The following is a 21233-nucleotide window of genomic DNA, read 5'->3' as shown; positions in this document are numbered from 1 at the left end:
TCCTGAGGGGCGCATCGGCTTGTCGAGCGTTGCCGGGTTCCGGGATGCTCACCTCCTCAGTCTCGGTGAGCGGCAGCGCCAGGGAGTGCTCGGAGTAGCGGCGGTCGACGCGGGGGAACCGTACAGGGTCACGACAGTCCGAGTCAGGTCTTTGCAGCCTGCCGCTTCGCCCGCGAAGTCGTTGGCCGCCCGCATCGGACCCACCGTGTGAGACGACGACGGGCCGATCCCGATGGAGAACAGCTACAGCGCTGAGACGTAGACGCCGGACCTGGTGGCGGCTGTGCTGCGAGATTGTTCCGGCACCATCAGAGTGCGGAGATGTCGACCCAGGACAGCGCCGTGTTCCTCGCCAGCCAGGCACGATCGTTCAGGAAGTCCATCGCGACGACGTCGACCCCGGTGGCTACGGTGTACACGCCAAGGTCGGACTCGTTGACGGCGAAGAGCCGCTTGCCCGCGTGGACGAAGAGCTTGCCGGCGCCGTCCGAGCTGATGCTCGACCCGATCCACGTGATCGCTGTGGAGACCGGGGCGAGCTGCCGCGTGCGAAGCGTGGCACCCGTCGATGGATCGAGCTCGACGAGCGTGCCGGTCCCGATCGCCCACAGGTTGCCGTTGCTGCCGATGGTCACGCCCGGGAATGCCCGTTCGCCGCTGACCGGGGCCACCGACCAGACGACCGAACCGTCTGCCGGATCGAGCTTGAACACGGTGCCCGAGACACCGGTCGGAACGCTACCCAATCCCCCGTCGATACTCGTTCCGCCGTACAGGTATTCGCTCCCCGATTCGCTGCGCGACGTCAGCGCGACGACGCTGTGGTCGGCGGTGGGCGCCGGATACACGGTCGGGGCCGCAGGAGTCGCCGACGGGTCGAACACGGCGATCGTTCCGCCCAGCGCGCCGTAGACCGGCACCGTGCCGACCGCGAGCCTTCCGTCGGCAAGCCCCGTGAACGCCATCGGCCTGTCCTGGTCCTCGCTCTCGAGATCGAACAGCTTCGCCGGGTTGGAACCCGTGTTGGCCGCCGCGCGATCGAACTCCCAGACGCTCGCCTTCGTGTACGAGCTCATCCACGTCGTCGAGCCCGCGTGCACCCACCCCTCGACCTGCCCGACCTTCGAGGCATAGTTCGTGACCGACGCCGTGACCGGGTCGTAGGAGGACACTCCCCCTGACACGTACTTGGAGAGCAGCACGTCGCCATCGGGAGTCGCCGAAGCTCCATGGATGGTCGCGGGCTCCTGCGGGACCTCGGTCTCGAGCACCCGCAACTCGCCCGTGTCGGGACTGAAGTGATGCAGTTGTCCGATCGTATTCAGCCACGTCAACGTCTGGCCCGGGTAATCGGCATCGCCGGTAATCTCGATCCAGGCCGGCTTCCGCATGGTCATCACGCCGTCGGGCAGAGCGACCGTCGTCGTCGTCGCGGTCGCCGTGTCGAAGACGAGGAGCGTCGAGTTGTCGCCTCCGAGGAGATAGACATCGCCGTCGTCGTTCGCCGGCGAGGCGAACAGGCCCAGGCTGTCGCCGAGCACCGTCCACGCCCCGGTATCGAGCTTCATGGCCGCTGCCTTGCCGGGTGTCTCCGCTCTGACGAAGAGGTAACCTCCGGCAGCCGTGAGTCCGTACGCGAACGCGGAACCCGTGAGCGCCGACGGAAGACTCACCGGACTGACTGACTGTGTCGGAATGTCCAGAACCGCCAGTCCGGCATTGGTCGCGGTCCCGGCGAACACCTTCGAACCGGCCACCTCCACCGACCGCACGTACGTTGCTCCGGAGATCGGCTGGCCGTAGTCGGTGACGGCCGACGCGAACGATCCGGTCGCGTCGATCGCGGGATCGTAAGCGAACAGGTGCCCGTTCGGGAACGTGCCACCGTAGACAACCCCGGTGGCGGGGTCCACCGAGAGCGCGTTGATGTAGGTCTCGCCGGCGACGGGGGCTCCGAGCTGCACCGCGTTCCCGCTCCCGGGCACCCAGCGGTAGAGCTGGCCCGACGACAACCCGCCGATGTACACCGAATCATCCGGGCCGACGGCAAGGCCCCACGCTCCCCCGGATCCCGGAAGCGGGCTGATCTGCAACAGCTCGCCCGTGACAGCGTCGATCTGCGAGATGCGTGCCGGGGAGCCGTACGACGCGACGTAGGCGACCTGATCGCCGCCCGAGGTGGTCGTCACCAGCGAGATCGCCGAGTTGACGGTGGAGAGCGGGACGCCCGCGCTCGTCTCCTCGGTCAGCTGGGACGAAACCGATACGTCGTCGAAGAACGCCTCGGTGACGGAGGTGGAGGCCGAGTAGAGGAGAACCCGAAGGCTCACCGCCGATGCGGGCGCGACGACATCGATCGCCAGGCTGTCCCACGAGTTCTGCACCGTGCTGTAACCCACGCTCTGGTTGGCCAGCTGAGCACCCGATGCATTGTAGAAACGTACATACATTGCGGGAGCTCCCGAGATCCGGTACACGCCCGCGTTCACGCGCAACCGGTCACCGGCAGCCACGGCGACGGAGTCCGAGATCAATCCCGACGCCGCGCTCGAGGAGCCGTCGAGCATTCTCAGCGAGGCGCCGCCCGTGAGCTTCTGCGCACCGCTGGTCTGGAAATCCGAGATGCTGCCGTACGCGACGCTCCACCCCGGAATCGCTCCGGCCGACAACGGCGTCTCGAAGCCGGAGTTGGCGACGCGTCCGTCGTCGAGAATGCGCACGTTGTCGAACCGGATCGACCCCACCTGTGCGGCGCCGATGTAGAGCAGTACGGATGCGCTGACCGTCCCCGCGGGCGGCCTGAAGGCAAGGGTGGTGGTGGACCAGACCCCGACGCTCCCGCTCAGCTGTACCACCGATGAGCTGATCAGGGTGTTGTTCGCGTCGAAGTACCGCATGTACGCATTGCCGATGGTGTCGATGCGGCGCGAGTCGACGACCATGCGGTAGTTGTGAGACGGCGTCACGGCGATCGGAGCGGAGAGGAGCCCCGCGGCGGCCGTGGCGTTCGTGTCCACCAGCTCCACGCTCGTCGCTCCGGCCGAGGCATCCGATGACAGCGAGAACGTGCCGTACGGCTGCGTCCACCCGGGTATCGCGCCGCCGACGAGGGCGGACTCGAAGCTCGGATTCGCGACCGCGAGAGGAGCCTCGGCCGACGCCGGAGCGATAGCCGGGCCCCCGGCTACGAAGATGGCACTGACGACGGTGGTGATCGCGGCGAGCGCCATCCCTCGCATGGTTCCGTATCGCTTCATACGCCAGCGCTCCCCTGTTCGTATTCGTATGTACCTTTAGTAGCGGATGCCGCACCCGCTGTCAATGACGAACTACTAGTCGCGCAGTGCGGGGTACAGATCCCACACCTGGGCGATGGCTTCGCGCTGCCCCGATGACAGGGTTTCGCGCGGGTTCAGACAGTGCGTGTTCGCCATCAGACCCTGAAGCCGCAACACCTCGTGGATGCCCGGGATGCAGCCCGCGAAACCGTTGGCGGCATCGAAGATGACCCGATTGGCCTCCGTGAGGTCCGAGGCCATGGCGAGCAGACGGATCTGGGCGGCATGGTCACCGGCGCGTGCGTCGTGCACGAGCGACATCATGCGGACGGCGCCCCGCGTCCACACCGCCCACTGCCCGAGGAGTCCGCCCACGAAGCGCAGATGCGTCATCGCGCCGTCACGGCCCGGCAGGTGGAAGTCGGCCAGCAGGTCCGCGACAATGCTGTCGTCGTTCCCGGTGTAAAGCGCGATCTGCGTCGCACGTGAGGACGTGGCGACTCCTCGCAGCATCTCGAGCGTGCGATACCGGCTGAACGGCGCCGCCTTGACCCCGACGACGCAGTCGAGGTCGGCGATCTCCCGCCAGTAATCCTCGCTGAGAAGCCGGCCACCGACATCCGGCTGCAGGTAGAACGAGATGACCGGCAGGATCTCTCCGATCGCCCGCGTCCGTTCGACGAGCTCTTGCTCCGACACATCACCCGCGCCGTACGGCGCGAGGAGCACGAAGTCGTACCCGCAGTCGCGGGCGGTGGCCGCGTCGGCGAGCGCCTCGGGCAGCGTTCCCGCCGCGCCGGCGACCAGGATCGGACGCTCCGCGCGCTCATCGGCGACGGCGGCCGCCTCCGAGAGGATCTGTCGCAGGAGCCCCTCCTGGTGACGGACCTCGAACTGCGTGGAATGCACGCCGACGGCCAGGCCGATCGCCCCGGCGTCGAGGTAGTACTCGGTGAGCGCGCGCTGCGCGACCCAGTCCGGGTTCCGCTGCTCGTCGAGGACGAGCGGGTGCGCAGGGATGACGCCGCCCGCTCGAAGACGGGACAGCGCGGACATCTGCGTCCCCACCACCTCAGAACTTCCCATCGCGTCGCTCGAACTTCGTCGGCTTGCCATGCGTCTCGCCGCCCTCGCCGATCCACGCCGCGGTCTCCACGACCAGCTCGTCGATCGACACACGCGGCGAACCGAACAGCTGGTGGCACAGGGCCGCGTCCGAGAGCAGGGCCGTGGCTGCCTCCTGCCCGGTCAGCACCGGTTCGATGCCGAGGCGCTCGCCCAGCGACTGCGCCAGCGCCCGGACGCTCAGGACTGCATCGCCCGTGAGGTTGAGGCGGAATGGCTGCGGACTTGCGTGGTCGAGCGAGCGGAGAATGACCTCGTTGACATACCCCTGCCACACGAGGTTCACGTGACCCATGGCCAGATCGATCGGCTTGCCCGCCACGATCGACTGCGCGAGATCGACCAGCACTCCGTAGCGCAGTTCCACCGCATAGTTCAGCCGGATGAGCGACACCCGGGTTCCGAACGCATGAGCCGCGTACTCGAACATCCGCTCCCGCCCCAAGCACGACATCGCGTACTCGCCGACCGGATCGGGCGCGACGGACTCATCCGGGCCGCCGCTGTCGACGGCGCTCAGCGGGTAGACATTGCCGGTCGAGAGGGCGGCGATCTGCGACCCGCGGTAGCGGTGGGCGACGAGCCCGGGGGCGAAGGTGTTGGCCGCCCACGTGGCGGACTCGTTCCCGTCGGTGCCGAATTTCGCCCCCGCCAGGTAGACGACGAGGTTCGCATCCGGCAGCGACCGGACGTCGTCGACGTCGGTGACATCGGCGGCGACGGTGGTGACACCGAGGCTCTCGATCTCGGACTGCGTCCGAGCGGATGAGAAGCGAGATGCCGCCACGATCTCGACCGGCAGCCCTGCACGCCGGTTGGCATCCGCCGCCAGAGCCACAAGGCTCGGCCCCAGCTTTCCTCCGGCGCCGACCACGAGCAGCCGCCCCGTCTGCTGTCCGAACCAGTCGATCAGGCCGTCGCTGGCGACGACCATCTCATCATTGCTGTGACTCAGCTCTTTCATGTGCAGTGTTCCCTTCACGATGTGACTGCGAGTTGTGCGTGGTCTGCGGCCTCGAGGGTCGCCGCGATGAGCGCGAGGCTGTCCTCGATCGGCACCGGCGGCCCATCGCCTCGGATCATGCCCAGGAAGACCCGGTGCATCTGCTCGTGTCCGAGCGGATCGACGCCGCCCGCGGGAAGCGACCACTCCTGCCCCTGCGCCCGAATGCGATACCTCTCGCCCCGCGCACGCGCCGACAGCACCACTCGGTCCGTGCCGCCTGCATGGCCGACGTGCACGGTCATCGCACACGCGGCAGAGTCCCACGTCACCGCCGGACACGTTCGCGGGCGCCGGCCCAGCTGATCGAGCAGGTCCAGGCCATGGATGCCGAAATCCCGGGCCACCCGACCGCCCCATTCCGGCGGCGCCTCCCCCTCGCGCCGCCGGCACAGCAGATGTTCGACCGTCACCTCCACCTCGGCGGCATCCCCGAGATCCAGGGACCGCACGACATCCGCGTACCGCAGGATCGATCCAGTCACCGCGAGGTGCGGGGCAGCCTCGAGGACACGCTGCAGGCGGTGGAGACCATCGAGGTCGGCCACCGCGGGCTTGTGAATGAAGACGGGCACCCCGGCATCCAGCAGTGATGCGAGCAGCTCGAAGCGCGGGGCCATGTCGGTCGCGAAGATCACACCGTCCACCGCATCGGGCGCCGGCAGCTCCTCGGTCGCGATGACTCCGTCGATCTCCCGCGCGGCAGCCGAGGCATCCGCATCGAACGCGACCGCCCGCACGCGGCGCGACGGCTGCAGGGCGCGGATCGCCCGCACGGAGGCGAGTGCGTGGGATGTCGCCGAGCCGACGACCGCGATATCGCCTTCCGCCGCGCGTCGAAGATTGCGCGACATCAGCCCTTGATCCCCGCCATGGAGGAGCCCTGCCGGAAGGAGCGTTGGGCGAACAGGTAGGCGACGAAGATCGGCAGGAAGGAGAGCGTCGCGCCGGCCAGGAGCACACTGAGCGGGACGACCTCCTGCTGCATCGATGCAAGGCCCACCGTCAGCGTGCGCATCGCGTCGCTCTTCGCGATGATCAGCGGCCACAGGTAGTCGTTCCAGTGCCACAGGAACACGAACACCCCCAGGGTCGCGAGGATCGGCTTGCACAGGGGAAGGACCAGTGTGGCGAAGACCCGCCACTCGCCCGCACCATCGATCCGCGCGGCCTCGAAGAGCTCGTCCGGCAGCCCGGCGATGAACTGCCGCATGAGGAAGATCGCCTGGGCGTTCGCGAGGGTCGGGACGATCAGGCCCCAGTACTGATTCACGCCGCCGAACTCCGCGACGATGAGAAAGGTGGGGATCAGCGTGATGTGGTACGGCACCATCATCATGGCGATGATCACCCAGAAGACGACGGTGCTGCCGGGAAACTGCCGGCGGGCGAACGCGTAAGCCGCCATCGCGGAGATCAGGAGCACGATCACCGTGCTGACGACACTGTAGATCGTGGTGTTGATCAGCCAGCGCACGATGCGGCCGTCGCTGAGCACCGCGTCGTACGCGTCGATGCTCAGAGGCCACGGTGCCAGAGCTTGGGGGAAGGCCAGCGGTTGCCCGGGCTTGAGACTCAGGACAACCATCGTGTAGAAGGGGAAGACTGCCAGCAGGAGGGCGCCGATAAGGGCGACCCACCGCCAGATCCGAGCGCTGCGAGTCACTTCTTCTCCCGTCCGATCACAAAGTGCTGCAAGAGGGCGAACGCCAGCGCGATGATGAACAGGACGGCGCCGATCGCACTCGCGTAGCCGAAGTCGAAGTACCGGAATCCCTGGTCGTACAGGAACATCACCAGCGCGTAGCTGGAACGGCCCGGGCCTCCGCCGGTCATGACGTTGATGAGGTCGAAGACCTGGAACGAGACAGCGGTCTCGGTGATCGCGAGGAAGAAGATCGCGGGGCGCACGTGCGGCAGGATGATCCACCTCACCAGATGGCGCCATCTCGCACCGTCGAGCCGCGCCGCCTCCTCGATCTCCTCCGGAATCTCGTTCAGGCTGGCGAGCAGGATGAGCATGCCGTAGCCGAAGCGCACCCAGACCGAGACCACGACCAGCGCGGGCACCACGAGCTGCGGGGACGCCAGCCAGGAGCCGGTTCCCAGCAGTCCGCTGACGGGGCCGTCGACGGAGAAGATCCAGATGAAGATCGTCGCGGCGACCACGAGGCTCGTGACGGTGGGAAGGAAGAACACGGAGCGGAAGAACCCGACGCCGCGGAACCGGCCGCGAACGAGAAGGGCGAGCAGGAACGACGCCCCGATCGACAGCGGCACCGTCAGGACGGTGTACAGGATCGTGACGCCCAGCGAGCCCCAGAAGACCGGGTCCTCCAGCAGGCGCACGAAGTTGGCCGCCCCCACCCACAGCGCCGACCCGTCGATCCCGACGCTGAACAGCGAGAGGCCCAGCCCAGCCCCCGACGCGAACACCCGGAACACCAGAAAGAGCGCCAATGCGGGTGCAGCGAACGCGAGGCCGATCCACATTCCGCGTTGCCGTCGCCTTCGGCGGGCCCTGGTTGGTGCCGGAGCACCGGCCATTGTCTGATTCATCGACGATTCCACTTCGGTGAAGCGGGGGCTCCCGCAGCCGTGTGGCTGCGGGAGCCTCCGGCGGTTCTACTTCGCGAGTACCTGGCGCGCCGCCTCGGCGGCCGCCGCGAGGGCGTCCTCGGGGGTCGTCTGCCCCAGGAGCGCCGCCTGCAGCTCCGGAGACACGGCACCCATGACCTTGCGGGACGCCACGTGCAGTTCGCCCACAGTGGTCGAATCGAGTGTGGCTTCCAGCGCCGCATACGTCTCCGAATCCGAGTGGAGCGTCGAGTCCGCGTACGGGCTGAAGTAGCCGGAGAGCTCATTGAACTCCTCCAGCGCCTCCGGACGGGTCGCGAACGCCACCCACTCCGCCGCGGCATCCGGAGCATCCTTGAGCACGGCGAGCGACGAGACCGCACCGTACCCGACGCTGAGCTCCTCGGAGAGCGGCAGGCCCACGAGGATGTTCTCCTCGCCCCAGAACGGCTCGACCTCCTGCGGCACGTGCTGCGTCGTGCAAGCGGTGGTGCCCAGTGCGAGGCCGCTCTGCTCCATCGGCGGCGCCACCGTCAAGGCGTCCTGATCCATGTAGCCGTCGGTCACGAGGCCGCGGAGGTACGTGATCGCCTCCAGCCCTTCGGGCGAGTCGAAGGCGACGTCGTCCCCGCTCTCGGTGAACACGCTGCCACCCGCCTGCCAGAGCCAGGGGTAGAACGAGATGTTGAGACTGAAGGCGCTGTTGCCGTTGTACGGCATCAGCTCGAAGCCGGCTTCCTTGAGCGTTGCACCGAGCTCGGTGAATTCGTCCCACGTGGTCGGGAGGGCATCGACCCCCACCTGATCCAGCACGCTCTTGTTGCACAGCAGCGCGTACGAGTTCATCAGCACGGGTGCACCGTACGCATGCCCATCGTAGGTGACGCCCGCCGGCGCCGACGAACGGTACTCGCCGTCACGGTCACCGACCACATCGTCGAGCGTGCGCAGCGTGTTGACGTAGGCCGGGATCTGATCGGGCACGAAGTAGACCACGTCCGGCGCGGTGCCCGACAGGATCGCCGTCGTCAAACCCTCGTCACGATTGGCCCATGGGAAGATCTCGAGGTTCACGGTCACACCTTCGTGCTCGGCCTCGAACTCGGAGATCTGCTTGTCCCAGAACGCCCGGTGCTCGGCCTCGTCGGCGATCACCGGGTAGATCCACATCGTCACTTCCTCCGACGTCGACCCCGGGGCTGACCCGGCGGAGCAGCCGGCGAGCGAGACCATTGCTGCGGCGGCCACCGCGGCTGCCATCTTCCTGCTGGTTTTCACTTCTCCTCCTTGTGGTGCATTGATTGGTGGTGCATGGGCGGAATCGTCACCGTCGGCGACGTCACGAGATGGGGTGCCCGGACGGGGTGGCCACGTGCGCAGGAGTCGAAGCCACAGCCTCCACGCTGCGCGCGGCACGGGCAAACCGCGCCGTGATCTGCAATGGGTCGGTGATGGCCCCGCCGACCACCACCGCCCACGCCCCTGCAGAGATCGCCTGCGACACGTGGGCGGGCGTCGTGAGCGAGCCTTCGGCGATCACACGGATGCCGACCGACGAGATGCGCTCGACGAGATCGAGGTCCGGCGTTTCGGTCTGCGCGGTGGACGGCGTGTAGCCGGCCAGCGTGGTCGCGACCGCGTCCGCGCCGGCGTCGATGGCCGCGATCGCCTCGGCGAACGTCGAGATGTCGGCGAGCAGCGGAATCGACAGTTCGCGTCGCGCGGCCTTCAGCACCTCGAGGGCAGAGACGACGGGACGGTCCTCGTCGTCCACGACTTCCAGCGCCACGACATCGGCGCCCGCGGAGGCCACCGCGAGGCAGTCGTCCACCGAGCGGGTGATGCCCGGTCGCCCGATCGAGGAGCGGCTCTTCTTCAGCCCGATGATCGGAAGTCCTGTCCGAACCCGAACGTGACGGATGTCCTCCGTCCCCTCGATCCGGAGGCCGCACGCACCCCCCAATTCAGCTGCGGCGGCGAATCGGCCGATGGCGTCGACCGATCGCATCGGATGACCGGGCGCGGCCTGGCACGACACGACCAACCCACCGCGGATTCGTTCGAGCCTTTTGGCGCGTTCATCTTCACCGATGTTCAATGCACATCCCTAGAGTTGAGTTACCGTCGATACGACTCGACAGATTTGTACATACGTTTAGATCTAGACGAGTTCGCCATCGTTGTCAACTCTGGAGAGCAAATGAAAGACAAGCAGGCGACTAAACACGACGCGCTGCGCGAGCACCTGCAGACACTCATCGACTCGGCACCGCGCGCCAACAGCAAGCTGCCGACGGAGCAGGAACTCATGGACCGTTTCGGCGTGAGCCGGAGCACCGTGCGGCGCGCGGTCGACCAGTTCGCGAGCGCGGGGCGGGTGTACCGCATCCAGGGCGCAGGAACCTTCACCACACCAGCCGTCGTACAGAAGGCCGGCGAGCTCACCTCGTTCACAGAGGACATGCGACGACGCGGCCTCATTCCCACATCACAGGTGCTCGCACAGCTGGAGGAACCCGCCCCCACCAGCGTTTCTGCGAAGCTGCAGCTCGCCGCACAGGAGCCCGTCACGCGCATCCAGCGCCTTCGACTGGCCGACGGAGAACCGATGGCGCTCGAGACCTGCTACTTCTCGACGCAGAGGTATCCCGGCCTTGCCGACCTGGACGTTCACGGGTCGCTCTATGAGACACTCGTCCTGAACTACAACCAGCACCCCCGCCAGGCGGACCAGACACTCGGGGTCAAGGCCCTGACCGACGAGGAGGCGGCCCTGCTCGGGCTGAGCCCCGGCTCGTCCGCGCTGGTCGTGGAACGACTTCTGCGCGACGAGCTCGGCGACCCGATCGAGCTTTCCCAGTCTCTCTACCGCGGCGATCGCTATTCGTATCACACGACGCTCTACGCTCCGCCTGACCGACTCCCCTGACGCTTGCCCGCCGAAATTGGTGTATACATAAGCGTCATGGGATCCACACCTCGAGTCGCCTTGCTGGGCGGGGCGGGCCTTGTCGGCGCAGAGCTGTTCCGAGTGCGGGCGCGCCGATGGCAGGTCACTCAGATCGATGTTCAGCCCCCCACGGGCCCCGCGCAGGATCAGGAGGTGGCGATCGTCGACGTCCTCGACGAAGCCGCGCTGGCTGCCGAGCTGGCGGGAGTCGACGTCGCCGTCCACCTCGCGAACGTCCCCGTCAGGACTCCTCCCCCGTACGCCGCTTCCAGCCTGCGGGATGCGTTCGCTGTGAACGTCGGATCCGTGTACGCGGGCATCCGCGCCTGTGCTGCGGCCGGCGTCGGCTCTTTCATCCATGTGAGCTCGATGTCGGTGTTCGCCGATTCCCGGTCCGACACCACCGACGGCGAGGGCAACGCGCTCGACCCGTACGGGCTCTCCAAGCGGCTCGCCGAGCACGCGTGCGCCGCACTGGAGGACGTCGGCCCCACCGTGACGTCGATCCGGATCGCCTTTCCCACCCCCGACGACATCTGGCCGCTCTGGCTGCGTCCGTCGGACAGGGTTCCGGTCCCACTCACCACGGACGGCACCACCTACACCGCACTCCGAATCGCCGACCTCGCTCGTGCGATCGAGATCCTGTCCCCGCGTCGCGGAAGGTACCTGAAGACGGCGTTGGCCGGAGACTCGCGACTCGCGCCCACCATCGAGAATCTCGAGCGGTCGTGGGGGAAGCCGACGGCATGACACGACAGAACCGGATGATCGTCGCGCTCGACATCGGCGGAACGAAGATCGCTAGCGCGCTCGTCGACGACACCGGCGCCCGCCGAAGCCCGGTCTCGCGGAGGCCGACGCCCCGCGATGGAGAGGGCATCGTGCGCGCCGTGATCGACCAAGCGGCCGCGGCCAAGGAGCGCGCCGAACGCCCTGTCGACGGCATCGGAATCGCGACCGCGGGCGTCGTCGACCGGCAGGGCCGCGTGGTCGCTGCCACGGACCTGCTGCCAGGTTGGGCCGGGCGGGATCTCGCGGGTGACGTCGAGCGCGCGCTCGGCACACCCACGACCGCTCTCAACGACGTCCACGCGACCGCGGTGGCGGAGCACGCGCTCGGGAGCGCCCGCGGACTGGAGACCGCACTCATCGTGGCTGTCGGCACGGGCATCGGAGGCGCCATCGTGTCGCGCGGGCGGCTCGCGCACGGGCGCACCGGACTCGCAGGAACCTTCGCCCATCTCCCTTCCGGGCTCGATGAGGGTCGGAGGTGTGCGTGCGGTGAGGTCGACCATCTCGAGCCGTATGTCAGCGGCCCCGGCATGCAGCGCACCTACCGCAACCTCAGCGGCGTCGACACCCGACTGGAGCAGATCGCCCACGCGAGTCGCCATGGCGATGCGCTCGCCGGCGAAGCCCTCGCCTCCGGCGGCCGACTCCTCGGGAGGTGGCTCGCACACCTGGCCACCACTCTCGATCCCGACGCGGTGATCGTCGGCGGAGGCGCTGCTGGCACCGGCGACCCCTACTGGTCGTCACTGCGCCAGTGCTTCGCCGAGAGTGCATACGGCCCGGTCCGCGAGGTGCCGGTCCGCGCGGCCGCGCTGGGCACCGACGCGCCATTGGTGGGGGCAGCGCTCGCCGCCGTCGGCGCACTGACGGGTTCCATCCCCGGATGACGCCCACCGATCCCTTCGTGCCGCACTCACGACCCCACGTCCCGAAAGGATCGCAATGAACGCTGACCTGACACGCTTGCGCACACTGCTCGATGCGGCCGAGCCGCTGACATGGGTGCTCACCGGAGACTCGGTCACACACGGCCTCGTGCACACCCAGGGCTCGCGCAACTACGTCGAGCACCTGCACGAGCTCATCCGCGGCGACATGGTGCGCGTGAAGGACGCGGTCATCAACACCGCCATCAGCGGCTGGCGCATCGTGCAGCTGCTCGACGACTTCGATGGCAGAGTCGCCGCGTGGCGCCCGCACGTCGTGACACTGATGATCGGCACAAACGACTGTTCCACCGGCGGGGTACTGCCGGCCATCGAACCTGCCGAGTTCGCGGCGGACGTCACCGAGTTCGTCACTCGCGTTCGCGACCTCGGCGCCATCCCGGTGCTGCTCACTCAACCCCCGATCGACGTGGCCAACGCGCCCGAACGGGCTCGCATCGCTGAGTTCGCTCAGGCGGTGCGCGACGTCGCCGCGCAGCAGCAGACGATCCTCGTCGATCACTTCGCCCGCTTTGCGGAGCTCGGTTCGGCTCATCCCGGGCGCATCGCCTGGGGTCTGCTGAACGATCCCTTCCACCCCAACGCCGCGGGTCATGCCCTGCTTGCGCTCGGGGTGGCGGAGGCACTCGGCCTCCAGCCCTCCCCGTCGCGAGTACTGCCCGGCTTGCATCGTCTGGTGGAGGCCGGCGCCTGAAGCCGCGTTCTGGCAGCCGAGAACGAATGCCCCCTGGCGCTGGGCGTTTTCTATGGACACCATGTGGACACAAGCCGCGCAGATCGAGCCCGATTTCGCTCATCGAGACCGGACGCCACGAGACCCGAGCACCGAATGCGGGCCTACGCGGCAGAACGACCTCGCCGCACCCGCGCGACGGAGCGGCAGCGACTCGCTCAGCGCTCGGAACCGGCCCGCCACGCGCCCCTACCACTCGCCGGTGCAGGAAGAGGCGTGATCCCCGTGCCTCACCGATGCCCCGAGCAAGGCACGTTTGGCGTTCCGCCCCCGCGGACCAGCGGGCAGGGCAAACGAGCGTCTCGCTCTTCATTGCAGGAAGCTGCGGTCTCGCAGAGCCGTTTCTCGTGCCGCCGCGCGCGACCGGCGTCCGCGCCGTGACGGACCGTCGACTGCCTCGCCGCGCTTCAGGGTCGGGTGGTGTGCGACCGTTCGTTGCCACGCCTGTAATTCCCAGTGACACGAGCCATCACAACCTGGGGGTCACCTCGCTCGACATCATCGAGGAACTTGAGCGCGGCCGACTTACGCAACCTCGTCGCCAGTCTGCCGTCGCGGCGTATCTCGACGACCCCACCCCGCACTACGTACTCGAAATCGCTCGGCGAACCGGCCATACCTCAGAGCATGCCCTACCTATCGCCAACCCAGCCGCACACGGGCGCGGAGGAGGACCGGCATCCGCACGCTCGCCGACCCGTCGGTGCAGCCGTCAACCGGTCGGACCCGTCGTCAGTGCCTCCAGCGCGGCCAGCCGCTGGTCCCGATCTCCGGTGATCTCCACGACCTGCGCATGTTCGCCGACGAGGTCCGAGTCTTCAATGAGGTCCACGAGGACATCATTCATCGCGTCCCGAAGCGCCACGTACTCGTCGACATCGGCGACGATTCCATCCACTGCGGTGAGCGGCAGCACAACAAGGAGGTCGATGTGCTGCAGCGCATCGCGGGTGATCGCCGTCGAACGCTGCAGAAGTTCGCGTGAGCTGGATGAACCCATCAGGTCATCCAGCGCCAGTAGATACGCAAGGAAGTCGATCGGACCCCGCTCGGCGATGAGGTGCTCGGCGGACTCGTCTGGATCGAGCCTGGCAGCGGCGATGCGAAGCTGCGCGGCGAACAGCGCGGCACTGGGGCTATCCCACCTCTCATCCACCAGCTCGAACGGATCTGGCAGCACAGTGAACTCGGGGTGCCGAGCGGCAAAGTCGGAGATGAGCGTGCTCTTTCCGCTCGCATGAGTCCCTGAGACGACGATCCGCATCCCGCGACTCTAGAACGCCACGAGAATACTCGCGCAACGACCCGCCCTTCGACCGTTCAGCGACCGGCGGACGGGCAGTCGTCCAGCGGTAGCCGGGATCACTACCTTTGGGACCGAGGGTCGTGGAGCTCCTTCATCGCCTTGACGAGTGTGGAGTGGATGTACTCGAGTTCTGGCGTCGTGTAAGCCTCCCAGGAGGCGTCGTCATCATTCTCACCCCACGCCTGCTCGGCTGGCTCGCTCCCTGATTCGTCATCCCAGGCGGCCTGCGAACTGTGCTTGTAGACCCACCACAGGTTTCCGAACGGGTCAGCGAAGCGGGAGAGAACGTCTCCCCAGAAATCCGTGGGCTCCGTCACGATCCGGGCTCCAGCGGCCGCGGCGCGCTCAAGCGTGGAGTGCACATCGTCCACGTAGACCCGCGTGAACGCCGGAGTGTACGGCCAATCGGCCTTGCGGTCGGCGATGGTGATCAGGGAATCGCCGATCAGCAACTCGGAGTGGAGGACGAGCCCGTCCGCGTCGAGCGTCCGCGCGTCAGCCACGTCGACCGCTCTGAACACATCGACTACGAATGCGATCAAGCCGGCAGCGTTGTCGGTCATGATGAATGGGCTGACGGTGTTGGAGCCCGCGGGTGCGGCCGGAACAGGGGAAGCGTCTGAAGAGGGCATGGGGGTCCTTTCGTAATCGCCCCCAGATTGGCACGCTTCCCGGACCTGTGATGTCCTCATTCGCTCGCATCGGCGATAATTGCGCGCGGCAGCATCCACTGAAGCCGGGATCCCAAGCGCGCGCACACGGACCGGTTTCGGGCGTTGCTATTCAGGCGCAGAAGAACTGAAGACAGCGACGGTGCCCGCGCCGGCACGACTCGCCAGTACGACAGCGAGGATGCCCAGACCCAGCGTGCCAGCCAGGAACCCGAGAGTGCTCAGCGCGCTGAGCAGGCCAACCATCTGGAGCAATGTCGACGGTGCGGCGATCCCCAGTAGCTGCGGCAAGACCCACAGCGCGACCTGTGCTGCCAGCACCCACAGCGGCGCCCAATTCCATGGGCGAGGAACCACCTGCGCTCGACCGACCTGTACCGCGGCAATGAGTCCCGCCAGCACAGGCAGGACGATCGAGATGTAGACCCACGACAACCAGGCGTCTGAGCCGGCGGCCGTGGAATCTATGGGTGTGGTGAGCAGGTTGACGACGGTTGCTACCGCGGGCCACAGCGCGACGATCGCTGCCGCCGCGAGGCCGAGCGGTCTACGCGCAACGACGCTGCCTTCGCGGTGAAGTCCGAATGCGAGAACAAGGATCGCGGCGGCCCACAGCGCGTCGGCCAGCAAGGAGAGAACGGTTCCCGCGATCGGAATCCCGAGAACAGACCCGCGGAGAATGGCGACGACCCCGCACGCGATGAGTCCGATGCCGCCTATCCGCCAGCTGAGTCTGCGCCCGTGCATGACCCAAAACTAGCCGCGTCGTCGCGAGCCCACGAAAACGTCCAGGCGAGGACCGGCTTGAGCGCCCGTTGTGGCGGGCGCCGATCGAATGAATGATGTATCGATGGAGCATCGGGGCCGTACTTCGCCGAGCAGTCGCCGTGGTGGGCTCCTTGCCGCGGCTCGTGCCGAGGCCGGCAAGCGTCGCCCATCGGACCTCCTCACGCAGTGGACAACGGATCCGACAGTGCGCCCCAGTCCCATCGACCTTCGTACGAGCGTGGCGTACGACGTGCTGGCGCTCGAGGCTGCAGGCGGATATGAGGCCGTGCTGCTGTCGCCGGTCGCACCGTTGGGCGTCTCTTCGGTGCTGGCACCGGGCTCGCAGGACCGCATCCTTTCGACGATCCGTGGAAGCGAGGTGGTGTCAGACGCGACGAACGTCCTGGCGCTCGAGTGCGCCACACGGCTTCGTCGGACTCCGACCGCGCATGTCCGGCTCTGCACGGTGCATCAGTTGCTTCGCATGCAGCCCACCGGCGACGGCACCGGACACACGAAGCACTTCCGACTGTTGATGCTCGCTGAGGCTGGAGCCGGTCTACCCGAGGACGGATTCGAAGTCGACGCCGTGGTCGCGCAGCTCCGCGTGTACCGGCGTTTGCTCGAATCGGCAGCCCACGCTCACGGACTTGCGTGGGAGCGGCCGGTCGCCGTCGTGAGGTACGACGATGCCCTGCCGGCGATCGGCCCCCGCGTGCGAACCGCGCTCGAACGCGCGTTTCCTGACGTCGAGATCCGAGAGGAACCCCTCGCATCGGGCTACTACCGCGGGCTGCGCGTGGGATACGGGGTTCACGATCGAGCGGGTGAGCTCCGCGAGATCGTCGACCTCGGGGTCTTTGACTGGGTGGCTCAGCTCACCAGCAATCGACGTCACCGATACGTCGCGAGCGCGATCGGTCTGCAACTCATGCCCCTGCTTCTCTCGGAGCGGTGAGCCACCGCGCGACAAGCCGGGCACTGCCCGCAAGCGGAGCCACAACCGAACGCACTCCGGCCGGCACGCCACGCGCCTCAAGCGCGCACTGCCCTCGAGCGACCGGCGTTCGGGCGCCGCAAGCCGGTGGAAGTTGCCCGCAGCAGTCGGAGCCGAGAAGTACGCGGATCCGGCTCAGACGCCGGTCTCGGCCGGGAGGCGTCCGGATGCGACGGCTTGGCGCAGCTGCTCGAAGTCGGCCTCGGCGACATCGGCGTAGGCGGCCGACCATGCCGCCGTCGCCTCGGCGAATTCCTCGGATCGGCCGAGGTAGGCCACGATCGCGGCCGAGGCGGGCGACTGCCCGTGCGCCCGAGCCAGCAGTGCTGCGCACAGGGCACCGTACGAGCGGAACTGGTCGGCATCGAGCATGTGCGGTTCGATCGACCCCTTCATGTCCCTGAACTGCCGCCAGTAGTAGTCCACCTGATGTCGGTCCGCGGAGTCACCGGCCCAGCCGCGCATCCATCCGACGAAAAGGTCGGAGTTCGCCTGCAGGATCCGCTGGGCGGCGACGACGCGGTGGCCCTCGATGAAGTCCGTCGTGCCGGGGCGACCGGGGATGATCGAACGCCGCCCCCCGTACGTTTCCAAGACGGACGGCGGAGCCTCCTTGACCTGGAGGAAGAGAATGTCGCCGGTGGGGCCCTCGACGGCGAGCAGGTAGCAGCGGGTGCCGACGCTGCCGACACCGACGACCCGCAGGGCGAAGTCGACCACGCGATACTGCTCCAGAAGGAACGCGATGTCCTCGCGCAGGGTCGCGCGGTACTCGGTGAAAAGGTCGGTGACCTCGCCCAGCGTCGCGTGGTCGACGTGACGCAAGACGGGAGGTTGATCGACGATGCGGATGCCGCCGTCGACCGAGAACGTCGTCAGGCGCTGCAGGAGCCGCTCGGACGTGCGGGCGCGGGCCTTCTTCGCCGCCTTGCGAACGGTCCGCTCGCCTTTCTCCCCGAGGTGACGAGCGACCGCGGACGTGTCGACCCGCGTGTAGTAGCGCTCTCGCGTGGAGAGGCGGCAATACGACCGCAACGTCTCGCGGTACGCGTCAGCCGCGAGGAAGGCCGCGTCGCGGCATGCGTCCTCACTCAAGCCGATGTCGCGCCCGCTGATGTGCACGCTCGCGGTGAGCCGTCGCACGTCCCACTCCCAGGGCGCGACGCCACCCTCGTCGAAGTCGTTGAGGTCGAACACGAGCGCGCGTTCGGGCGAGGCGAAGAAACCGAAGTTCGAGAGGTGGGCATCGCCGCAGGAGACGACCTCGAGGTCGGTGGTGGGTGCACCGCGCAGGTCGGCTGCCATGACCGCCGCCGTGCCCCGGTAGAACGCGAACGGAGATTGCAGCATTCGTCCCACCCGCACTGGTACGAGATCCTTCAGTCGCGACGCGTGCTGTTCCTCGAGGATTCCGAGGGGATCCCGGTCGCCAGGCAGGACCAGCTCGGCCAAGCCTCGCCGCGGCAGACGCTTGCGCACCCGTCGCGCGGCTTCTTCCGCGGGTGACCGTCGCTCACCTTTGCCCATGTGGGCAGGCTACGCCTGACGGCGCGCGACCGGGCGTGGACGGTCACATCCGCAGGTGTGCGGACAGCGACCGGCTCGCGTGCCTGTCTGCCAGTTCGTGATCGAGTTGATCTACAGGCTCGGTGGGTCTCAGCGCATGGATCGCGCCTCACCGCACCATCATCGATCCGAACGACAGACCCAGCGACCCACTCGCCGACGACACTGCCATCGCGGCCTCGTCGCGCAGGTGGGAAGCAACAGACACCCTCGGAGTGAACGCGAGACGACCCGGTGTCCCGAGTCGGGGCGCGCGCGAAGGTCAGGGTCTTTCAACCGGCGCCGGAGTGCGCACGTGGCCCTTTGCCTTGGCTCCAAACCGGAGCGTCTCGACGTGCTCAATCCCGTGGGCGTACCAAACGAACTCGGCGCTCGTGATGACTTCCTTCGGCCGCGGTTCAACAGCCCGTCGACTGCGATCGTCCAGCGCTTGCCAGCCGATCTCATCGAGCGAACCGGCGTAGATGAGCGACAGGTGGAACACCCACTCGTCGAGTGGGAGTTCCCCGATGCGATGAAAGTCGGTCGAGTCGAGCAGAGACGTCAGGCCCGCATAGCCGGCAACGAGGGATGGAGTACGCGCCAGCCTGGCAATGACGATCTGGAACGGAGTCGGGAAACCGTCGACACCATCCACGCTCAGCTCGATCGGCGAGACGGTCGTCCGCGGCACGTGGGATCCGATCTGGAGCTTGCCCTGCGCGATGCTCCCACGTCGAACCGCTGAGAGTCCGAGGTGCCGCGCACGACGTCCGTGCCGTCAATATTGGCGACACCGACCTACTCATCGAGTCATGAAGCCCCGACGCAGCGGCTGCTGCGTCGGGGCTGATGGATCGCGGCCGTCCCTACTTGGCGGCGGCCTTGATGAGGGCGAGGACCTTGAGTGGTTGGCTGATCATCGGCACGTGCGAGCTGTTCACCTCGACGGTCGTGGCGCCGGCGCGTGCGGCCATGACCCGCTCGGCCTCGGGCGGGATGATCCGGTCGTTCTTGGCGACCAGGTACCAGCTGGGGATGGTCTTCCACGCGGGAACCCCTGAGGGTGTCACGAGGGATGCCAGGGCGCCGGGTCGCTGAGAGCCGGCCATGCTCTTCGCTACGGCCTTCGGGACGTCGCCGGCGAACAGCTCGGCGAAGAAGGCCGGGTCGATGTAGGCATCCGCGTCGCCGGCGGTGGCGCCGGGGAAGGGGCGGAGCACGAGGTGGTCGGTGACTTCGGCATGCCCGCCGCCGAGCGCGTTGGCCGCCTGCACGCTCTCGCCCTCGTCGAGGGCGTACGCGGCGATGTAGACGAGGGACTTCACGTTCGGGTTGTCGGTCGCGGCGTTGGTGATGAGGGCACCGCCGTAGGAGTGGCCGACGAGGACGACGGGGCCCGAGATCGTGGAGAGGAAGTCGCGGAGGTAGGCGCTGTCGTACTGGATGCCTCGGAGCGGGTTGGAGAATGCGAGAACGGGATACCCCTCGGCCTGGAGGGCGGTGCCGACGGTGTTCCATCCGCTCGAGTCGGCGAACGCGCCGTGAACGAGGACGATCGTCGGCTTGGGTGGGTTCGGCTTTGCACCGGTGGCCGGTTCTGCGGATGCGGGCACCGCAACTGATCCGAAGATCGCGAGCGAGGCCGCCAGTGCGGCGGCAGCGATGCCGAGTCGCCCTCGGCGTGTGCGGGTGATCATGGCGCTGTCCTTTCGGGTGGGGTGGTTTCCTCGTTGAGATCGATGGACACGGCGTCGGGGAGCCAGCGGAAGCGGCCGCGTACGTCGGCGGGTGCTTCGCGGATGGCGGTGCGCATGCCGTCTTCTCCGTCCCGGAAGTGCGACCAGCCGTCGTAGTGCGCGGGCACGGCGACACGCGGTTGCAGGTCGGCGACGAGCTTGACGGCGTCCGCGCCGGTCATCGTGTAACGGATCGGCCCGGTGATGGGAAACTGCACCCCGCCGGCGTTGATGATCGCTACGTCCACTTCGAGACGTCGGGCGGCGTCGCGGAGCCGACGCGTGAGGACAGTGTCACCGGTGATCCAGAGGTCCTGCCTGGAGCGGGACTGGCGACGGATCGTGAACCCGACCACGTCACCGACGATCGCCGTGCTGAGGGGAGGTCCATGGCGTGCGGGGGTCCCTGTGATACGCAAGGGCTCCTTGCCGGGTGCTTCAACAAGCGTCGCCTGGTCTGCCGAGATCCCTTCGGCGTGCGGCATGTTCAGGCGCTGCGCCCCGCTGCGGGTGGTGAGGATGTGTCCGGCGCCGGGCAGCAGCGCTCGCCCGGCGGTGTCGAGGTTGTCGGCGTGGTGATCGTGGCTGAGCAGGATCAGGTCGATGTGCCCGAGCGTGTCGGTGTCGATGGCGGGTCCGCGCGTCTTCACGCTCGAGGCGCCCAGCGCGAACGGGTAGCGGTCCTGCGGCGGGTCGAAGGTGGGGTCGATGAGGATCCGCCAGTCGTCGATCTCGACGAGGATGGTCGGGCCCCCGATTCGGGTGAGTTGCATGATGTCTCCTGAACCGGGGGCCGGAT

General features: G+C 67.6%; 21 protein-coding genes. 5 read left to right on the top strand and 16 right to left on the bottom strand.

What is annotated here, in order from left to right; translation table 11 throughout:
- Positions 1 to 48 precede the first annotated feature (48 nt).
- The 9 genes from ACEYYH_RS05245 to ACEYYH_RS05205 form a co-directional block, all read right to left on the bottom strand.
- The gene (locus ACEYYH_RS05245) at positions 49 to 234 is read right to left on the bottom strand and encodes a serine dehydratase beta chain (RefSeq protein WP_374978163.1); all 186 of its coding nucleotides are present in this window, start codon (positions 232 to 234) and stop codon (positions 49 to 51) included.
- Positions 235 to 308: 74 nt separating this feature from the next.
- On the bottom strand, positions 309 to 3230 hold the full coding sequence (locus ACEYYH_RS05240) for a hypothetical protein (RefSeq protein ID WP_374977206.1): 2922 nt from the start codon (positions 3228 to 3230) through the stop codon (positions 309 to 311).
- Positions 3231 to 3332: 102 nt separating this feature from the next.
- Entirely contained in the window at positions 3333 to 4334 is a 1002-nt protein-coding gene (locus tag ACEYYH_RS05235; protein WP_374977205.1) for a dihydrodipicolinate synthase family protein, read from the bottom strand.
- 16 nt (positions 4335 to 4350) lie between these two features.
- On the bottom strand, positions 4351 to 5337 hold the full coding sequence (locus ACEYYH_RS05230; RefSeq protein WP_374977204.1) for an NAD-dependent epimerase/dehydratase family protein: 987 nt from the start codon (positions 5335 to 5337) through the stop codon (positions 4351 to 4353).
- Positions 5338 to 5381: 44 nt separating this feature from the next.
- The gene (locus ACEYYH_RS05225; RefSeq protein WP_374977203.1) at positions 5382 to 6260 is read right to left on the bottom strand and encodes a hypothetical protein; all 879 of its coding nucleotides are present in this window, start codon (positions 6258 to 6260) and stop codon (positions 5382 to 5384) included.
- The gene (locus ACEYYH_RS05220) at positions 6260 to 7072 is read right to left on the bottom strand and encodes a carbohydrate ABC transporter permease (RefSeq protein WP_374977202.1); all 813 of its coding nucleotides are present in this window, start codon (positions 7070 to 7072) and stop codon (positions 6260 to 6262) included. Before ACEYYH_RS05220 ends, ACEYYH_RS05225 begins: the two co-directional genes overlap by 1 nt.
- Positions 7069 to 7899, bottom strand: a complete 831-nt coding sequence (locus tag ACEYYH_RS05215; protein WP_374977201.1) for a carbohydrate ABC transporter permease — start codon at positions 7897 to 7899, stop codon at positions 7069 to 7071. The genes ACEYYH_RS05220 and ACEYYH_RS05215 overlap by 4 nt, the downstream gene beginning before the upstream one ends.
- 132 nt (positions 7900 to 8031) lie before the next feature.
- Positions 8032 to 9261, bottom strand: a complete 1230-nt coding sequence (locus tag ACEYYH_RS05210) for an ABC transporter substrate-binding protein (protein WP_374977200.1) — start codon at positions 9259 to 9261, stop codon at positions 8032 to 8034.
- A gap of 61 nt (positions 9262 to 9322) precedes the next feature.
- Positions 9323 to 10021 carry an N-acetylmannosamine-6-phosphate 2-epimerase gene (locus ACEYYH_RS05205; protein ID WP_374977199.1) on the bottom strand — a complete coding sequence of 233 codons (699 nt, stop codon included), beginning with the start codon at positions 10019 to 10021 and terminating at the stop codon, positions 9323 to 9325.
- Between ACEYYH_RS05205 and ACEYYH_RS05200 the strand changes: the two genes are divergently transcribed.
- Genes ACEYYH_RS05200 through ACEYYH_RS05185 form a run of 4 tightly spaced genes read left to right on the top strand, consistent with a single transcriptional unit; the run spans position 9995 to position 13369 of the window.
- On the top strand, positions 9995 to 10912 hold the full coding sequence (locus ACEYYH_RS05200; RefSeq protein WP_374977198.1) for a GntR family transcriptional regulator: 918 nt from the start codon (positions 9995 to 9997) through the stop codon (positions 10910 to 10912). The genes ACEYYH_RS05205 and ACEYYH_RS05200 overlap by 27 nt on opposite strands.
- A 36-nt stretch (positions 10913 to 10948) precedes the next feature.
- Positions 10949 to 11686, top strand: coding sequence for an NAD-dependent epimerase/dehydratase family protein (locus ACEYYH_RS05195; protein WP_374977197.1), 738 nt, complete (start codon positions 10949 to 10951; stop codon positions 11684 to 11686).
- Positions 11683 to 12615: an ROK family protein gene (locus ACEYYH_RS05190; protein ID WP_374977196.1), complete on the top strand. Its 933-nt coding sequence runs from the start codon at positions 11683 to 11685 to the stop codon at positions 12613 to 12615. Before ACEYYH_RS05195 ends, ACEYYH_RS05190 begins: the two co-directional genes overlap by 4 nt.
- 55 nt (positions 12616 to 12670) lie before the next feature.
- The gene (locus ACEYYH_RS05185; RefSeq protein ID WP_374977195.1) at positions 12671 to 13369 is read left to right on the top strand and encodes an SGNH/GDSL hydrolase family protein; all 699 of its coding nucleotides are present in this window, start codon (positions 12671 to 12673) and stop codon (positions 13367 to 13369) included.
- A 751-nt stretch (positions 13370 to 14120) separates the two neighbouring features.
- Here ACEYYH_RS05185 and ACEYYH_RS05180 read toward each other — a convergent pair.
- The 3 genes from ACEYYH_RS05180 to ACEYYH_RS05170 all read right to left on the bottom strand — a co-directional run bounded on the left by ACEYYH_RS05180 (position 14121) and on the right by ACEYYH_RS05170 (position 16132).
- Entirely contained in the window at positions 14121 to 14672 is a 552-nt protein-coding gene (locus tag ACEYYH_RS05180) for an AAA family ATPase (protein ID WP_374977194.1), read from the bottom strand.
- A gap of 101 nt (positions 14673 to 14773) precedes the next feature.
- Complete coding sequence (locus tag ACEYYH_RS05175) at positions 14774 to 15277, bottom strand: VOC family protein (RefSeq protein WP_374977193.1); 504 nt, start codon at positions 15275 to 15277, stop codon at positions 14774 to 14776.
- A gap of 216 nt (positions 15278 to 15493) precedes the next feature.
- Entirely contained in the window at positions 15494 to 16132 is a 639-nt protein-coding gene (locus ACEYYH_RS05170) for a hypothetical protein (protein WP_374977192.1), read from the bottom strand.
- Between the two features lie 226 nt (positions 16133 to 16358).
- On the opposite strand from ACEYYH_RS05170, the gene ACEYYH_RS05165 reads away from it, so the two are divergent.
- Positions 16359 to 17111 (top strand): hypothetical protein, encoded by a 753-nt coding sequence (locus ACEYYH_RS05165; protein ID WP_374977191.1) that lies wholly within the window; start codon positions 16359 to 16361, stop codon positions 17109 to 17111.
- A 174-nt stretch (positions 17112 to 17285) separates the two neighbouring features.
- Here ACEYYH_RS05165 and ACEYYH_RS05160 read toward each other — a convergent pair whose 3' ends face one another.
- The 4 genes from ACEYYH_RS05160 to ACEYYH_RS05145 form a co-directional block, all read right to left on the bottom strand.
- Positions 17286 to 18677 carry a DUF2252 domain-containing protein gene (locus ACEYYH_RS05160; protein ID WP_374977190.1) on the bottom strand — a complete coding sequence of 464 codons (1392 nt, stop codon included), beginning with the start codon at positions 18675 to 18677 and terminating at the stop codon, positions 17286 to 17288.
- A gap of 301 nt (positions 18678 to 18978) precedes the next feature.
- On the bottom strand, positions 18979 to 19389 hold the full coding sequence (locus tag ACEYYH_RS05155; protein WP_374977189.1) for a hypothetical protein: 411 nt from the start codon (positions 19387 to 19389) through the stop codon (positions 18979 to 18981).
- A gap of 175 nt (positions 19390 to 19564) precedes the next feature.
- The gene (locus tag ACEYYH_RS05150; RefSeq protein WP_374977188.1) at positions 19565 to 20395 is read right to left on the bottom strand and encodes an alpha/beta fold hydrolase; all 831 of its coding nucleotides are present in this window, start codon (positions 20393 to 20395) and stop codon (positions 19565 to 19567) included.
- Positions 20392 to 21207: an MBL fold metallo-hydrolase gene (locus tag ACEYYH_RS05145; RefSeq protein ID WP_374977187.1), complete on the bottom strand. Its 816-nt coding sequence runs from the start codon at positions 21205 to 21207 to the stop codon at positions 20392 to 20394. The genes ACEYYH_RS05150 and ACEYYH_RS05145 overlap by 4 nt, the downstream gene beginning before the upstream one ends.
- Positions 21208 to 21233 lie beyond the last annotated feature (26 nt).

This window comes from Microbacterium trichothecenolyticum (genome assembly GCF_041938625.1).
GTDB classification, from domain to species: Bacteria; Actinomycetota; Actinomycetes; order Actinomycetales; family Microbacteriaceae; genus Microbacterium; species Microbacterium trichothecenolyticum_D.
The sequence above is the reverse complement of the archived record's forward strand: the minus strand, read 5'-3'. Positions and strand labels throughout refer to the sequence as shown.

Bases quoted from the DNA above. Each gene is read 5' to 3' on its own strand.
- ACEYYH_RS05240 (WP_374977206.1), bottom strand. From the start codon at position 3,230: ATGGCGCTCGCCGCGATCACCACCGTCGTCAGTGCCATCTTCGTAGCC.
- ACEYYH_RS05235 (WP_374977205.1), bottom strand. From the start codon at position 4,334: ATGTCCGCGCTGTCCCGTCTTCGAGCGGGCGGCGTCATCCCTGCGCAC.
- ACEYYH_RS05230 (WP_374977204.1), bottom strand. From the start codon at position 5,337: ATGGTCGTCGCCAGCGACGGCCTGATCGACTGGTTCGGACAGCAGACG.
- ACEYYH_RS05225 (WP_374977203.1), bottom strand. From the start codon at position 6,260: ATGTCGCGCAATCTTCGACGCGCGGCGGAAGGCGATATCGCGGTCGTC.
- ACEYYH_RS05215 (WP_374977201.1), bottom strand. From the start codon at position 7,899: ATGTGGATCGGCCTCGCGTTCGCTGCACCCGCATTGGCGCTCTTTCTG.
- ACEYYH_RS05200 (WP_374977198.1), top strand. From the start codon at position 9,995: ATGACCGGGCGCGGCCTGGCACGACACGACCAACCCACCGCGGATTCG.
- ACEYYH_RS05195 (WP_374977197.1), top strand. From the start codon at position 10,949: ATGGGATCCACACCTCGAGTCGCCTTGCTGGGCGGGGCGGGCCTTGTC.
- ACEYYH_RS05190 (WP_374977196.1), top strand. From the start codon at position 11,683: ATGACACGACAGAACCGGATGATCGTCGCGCTCGACATCGGCGGAACG.
- ACEYYH_RS05185 (WP_374977195.1), top strand. From the start codon at position 12,671: ATGAACGCTGACCTGACACGCTTGCGCACACTGCTCGATGCGGCCGAG.
- ACEYYH_RS05180 (WP_374977194.1), bottom strand. From the start codon at position 14,672: ATGCGGATCGTCGTCTCAGGGACTCATGCGAGCGGAAAGAGCACGCTC.
- ACEYYH_RS05175 (WP_374977193.1), bottom strand. From the start codon at position 15,277: ATGACCGACAACGCTGCCGGCTTGATCGCATTCGTAGTCGATGTGTTC.
- ACEYYH_RS05170 (WP_374977192.1), bottom strand. From the start codon at position 16,132: ATGCACGGGCGCAGACTCAGCTGGCGGATAGGCGGCATCGGACTCATC.
- ACEYYH_RS05160 (WP_374977190.1), bottom strand. From the start codon at position 18,677: ATGGGCAAAGGTGAGCGACGGTCACCCGCGGAAGAAGCCGCGCGACGG.
- ACEYYH_RS05150 (WP_374977188.1), bottom strand. From the start codon at position 20,395: ATGATCACCCGCACACGCCGAGGGCGACTCGGCATCGCTGCCGCCGCA.
- ACEYYH_RS05145 (WP_374977187.1), bottom strand. From the start codon at position 21,207: ATGCAACTCACCCGAATCGGGGGCCCGACCATCCTCGTCGAGATCGAC.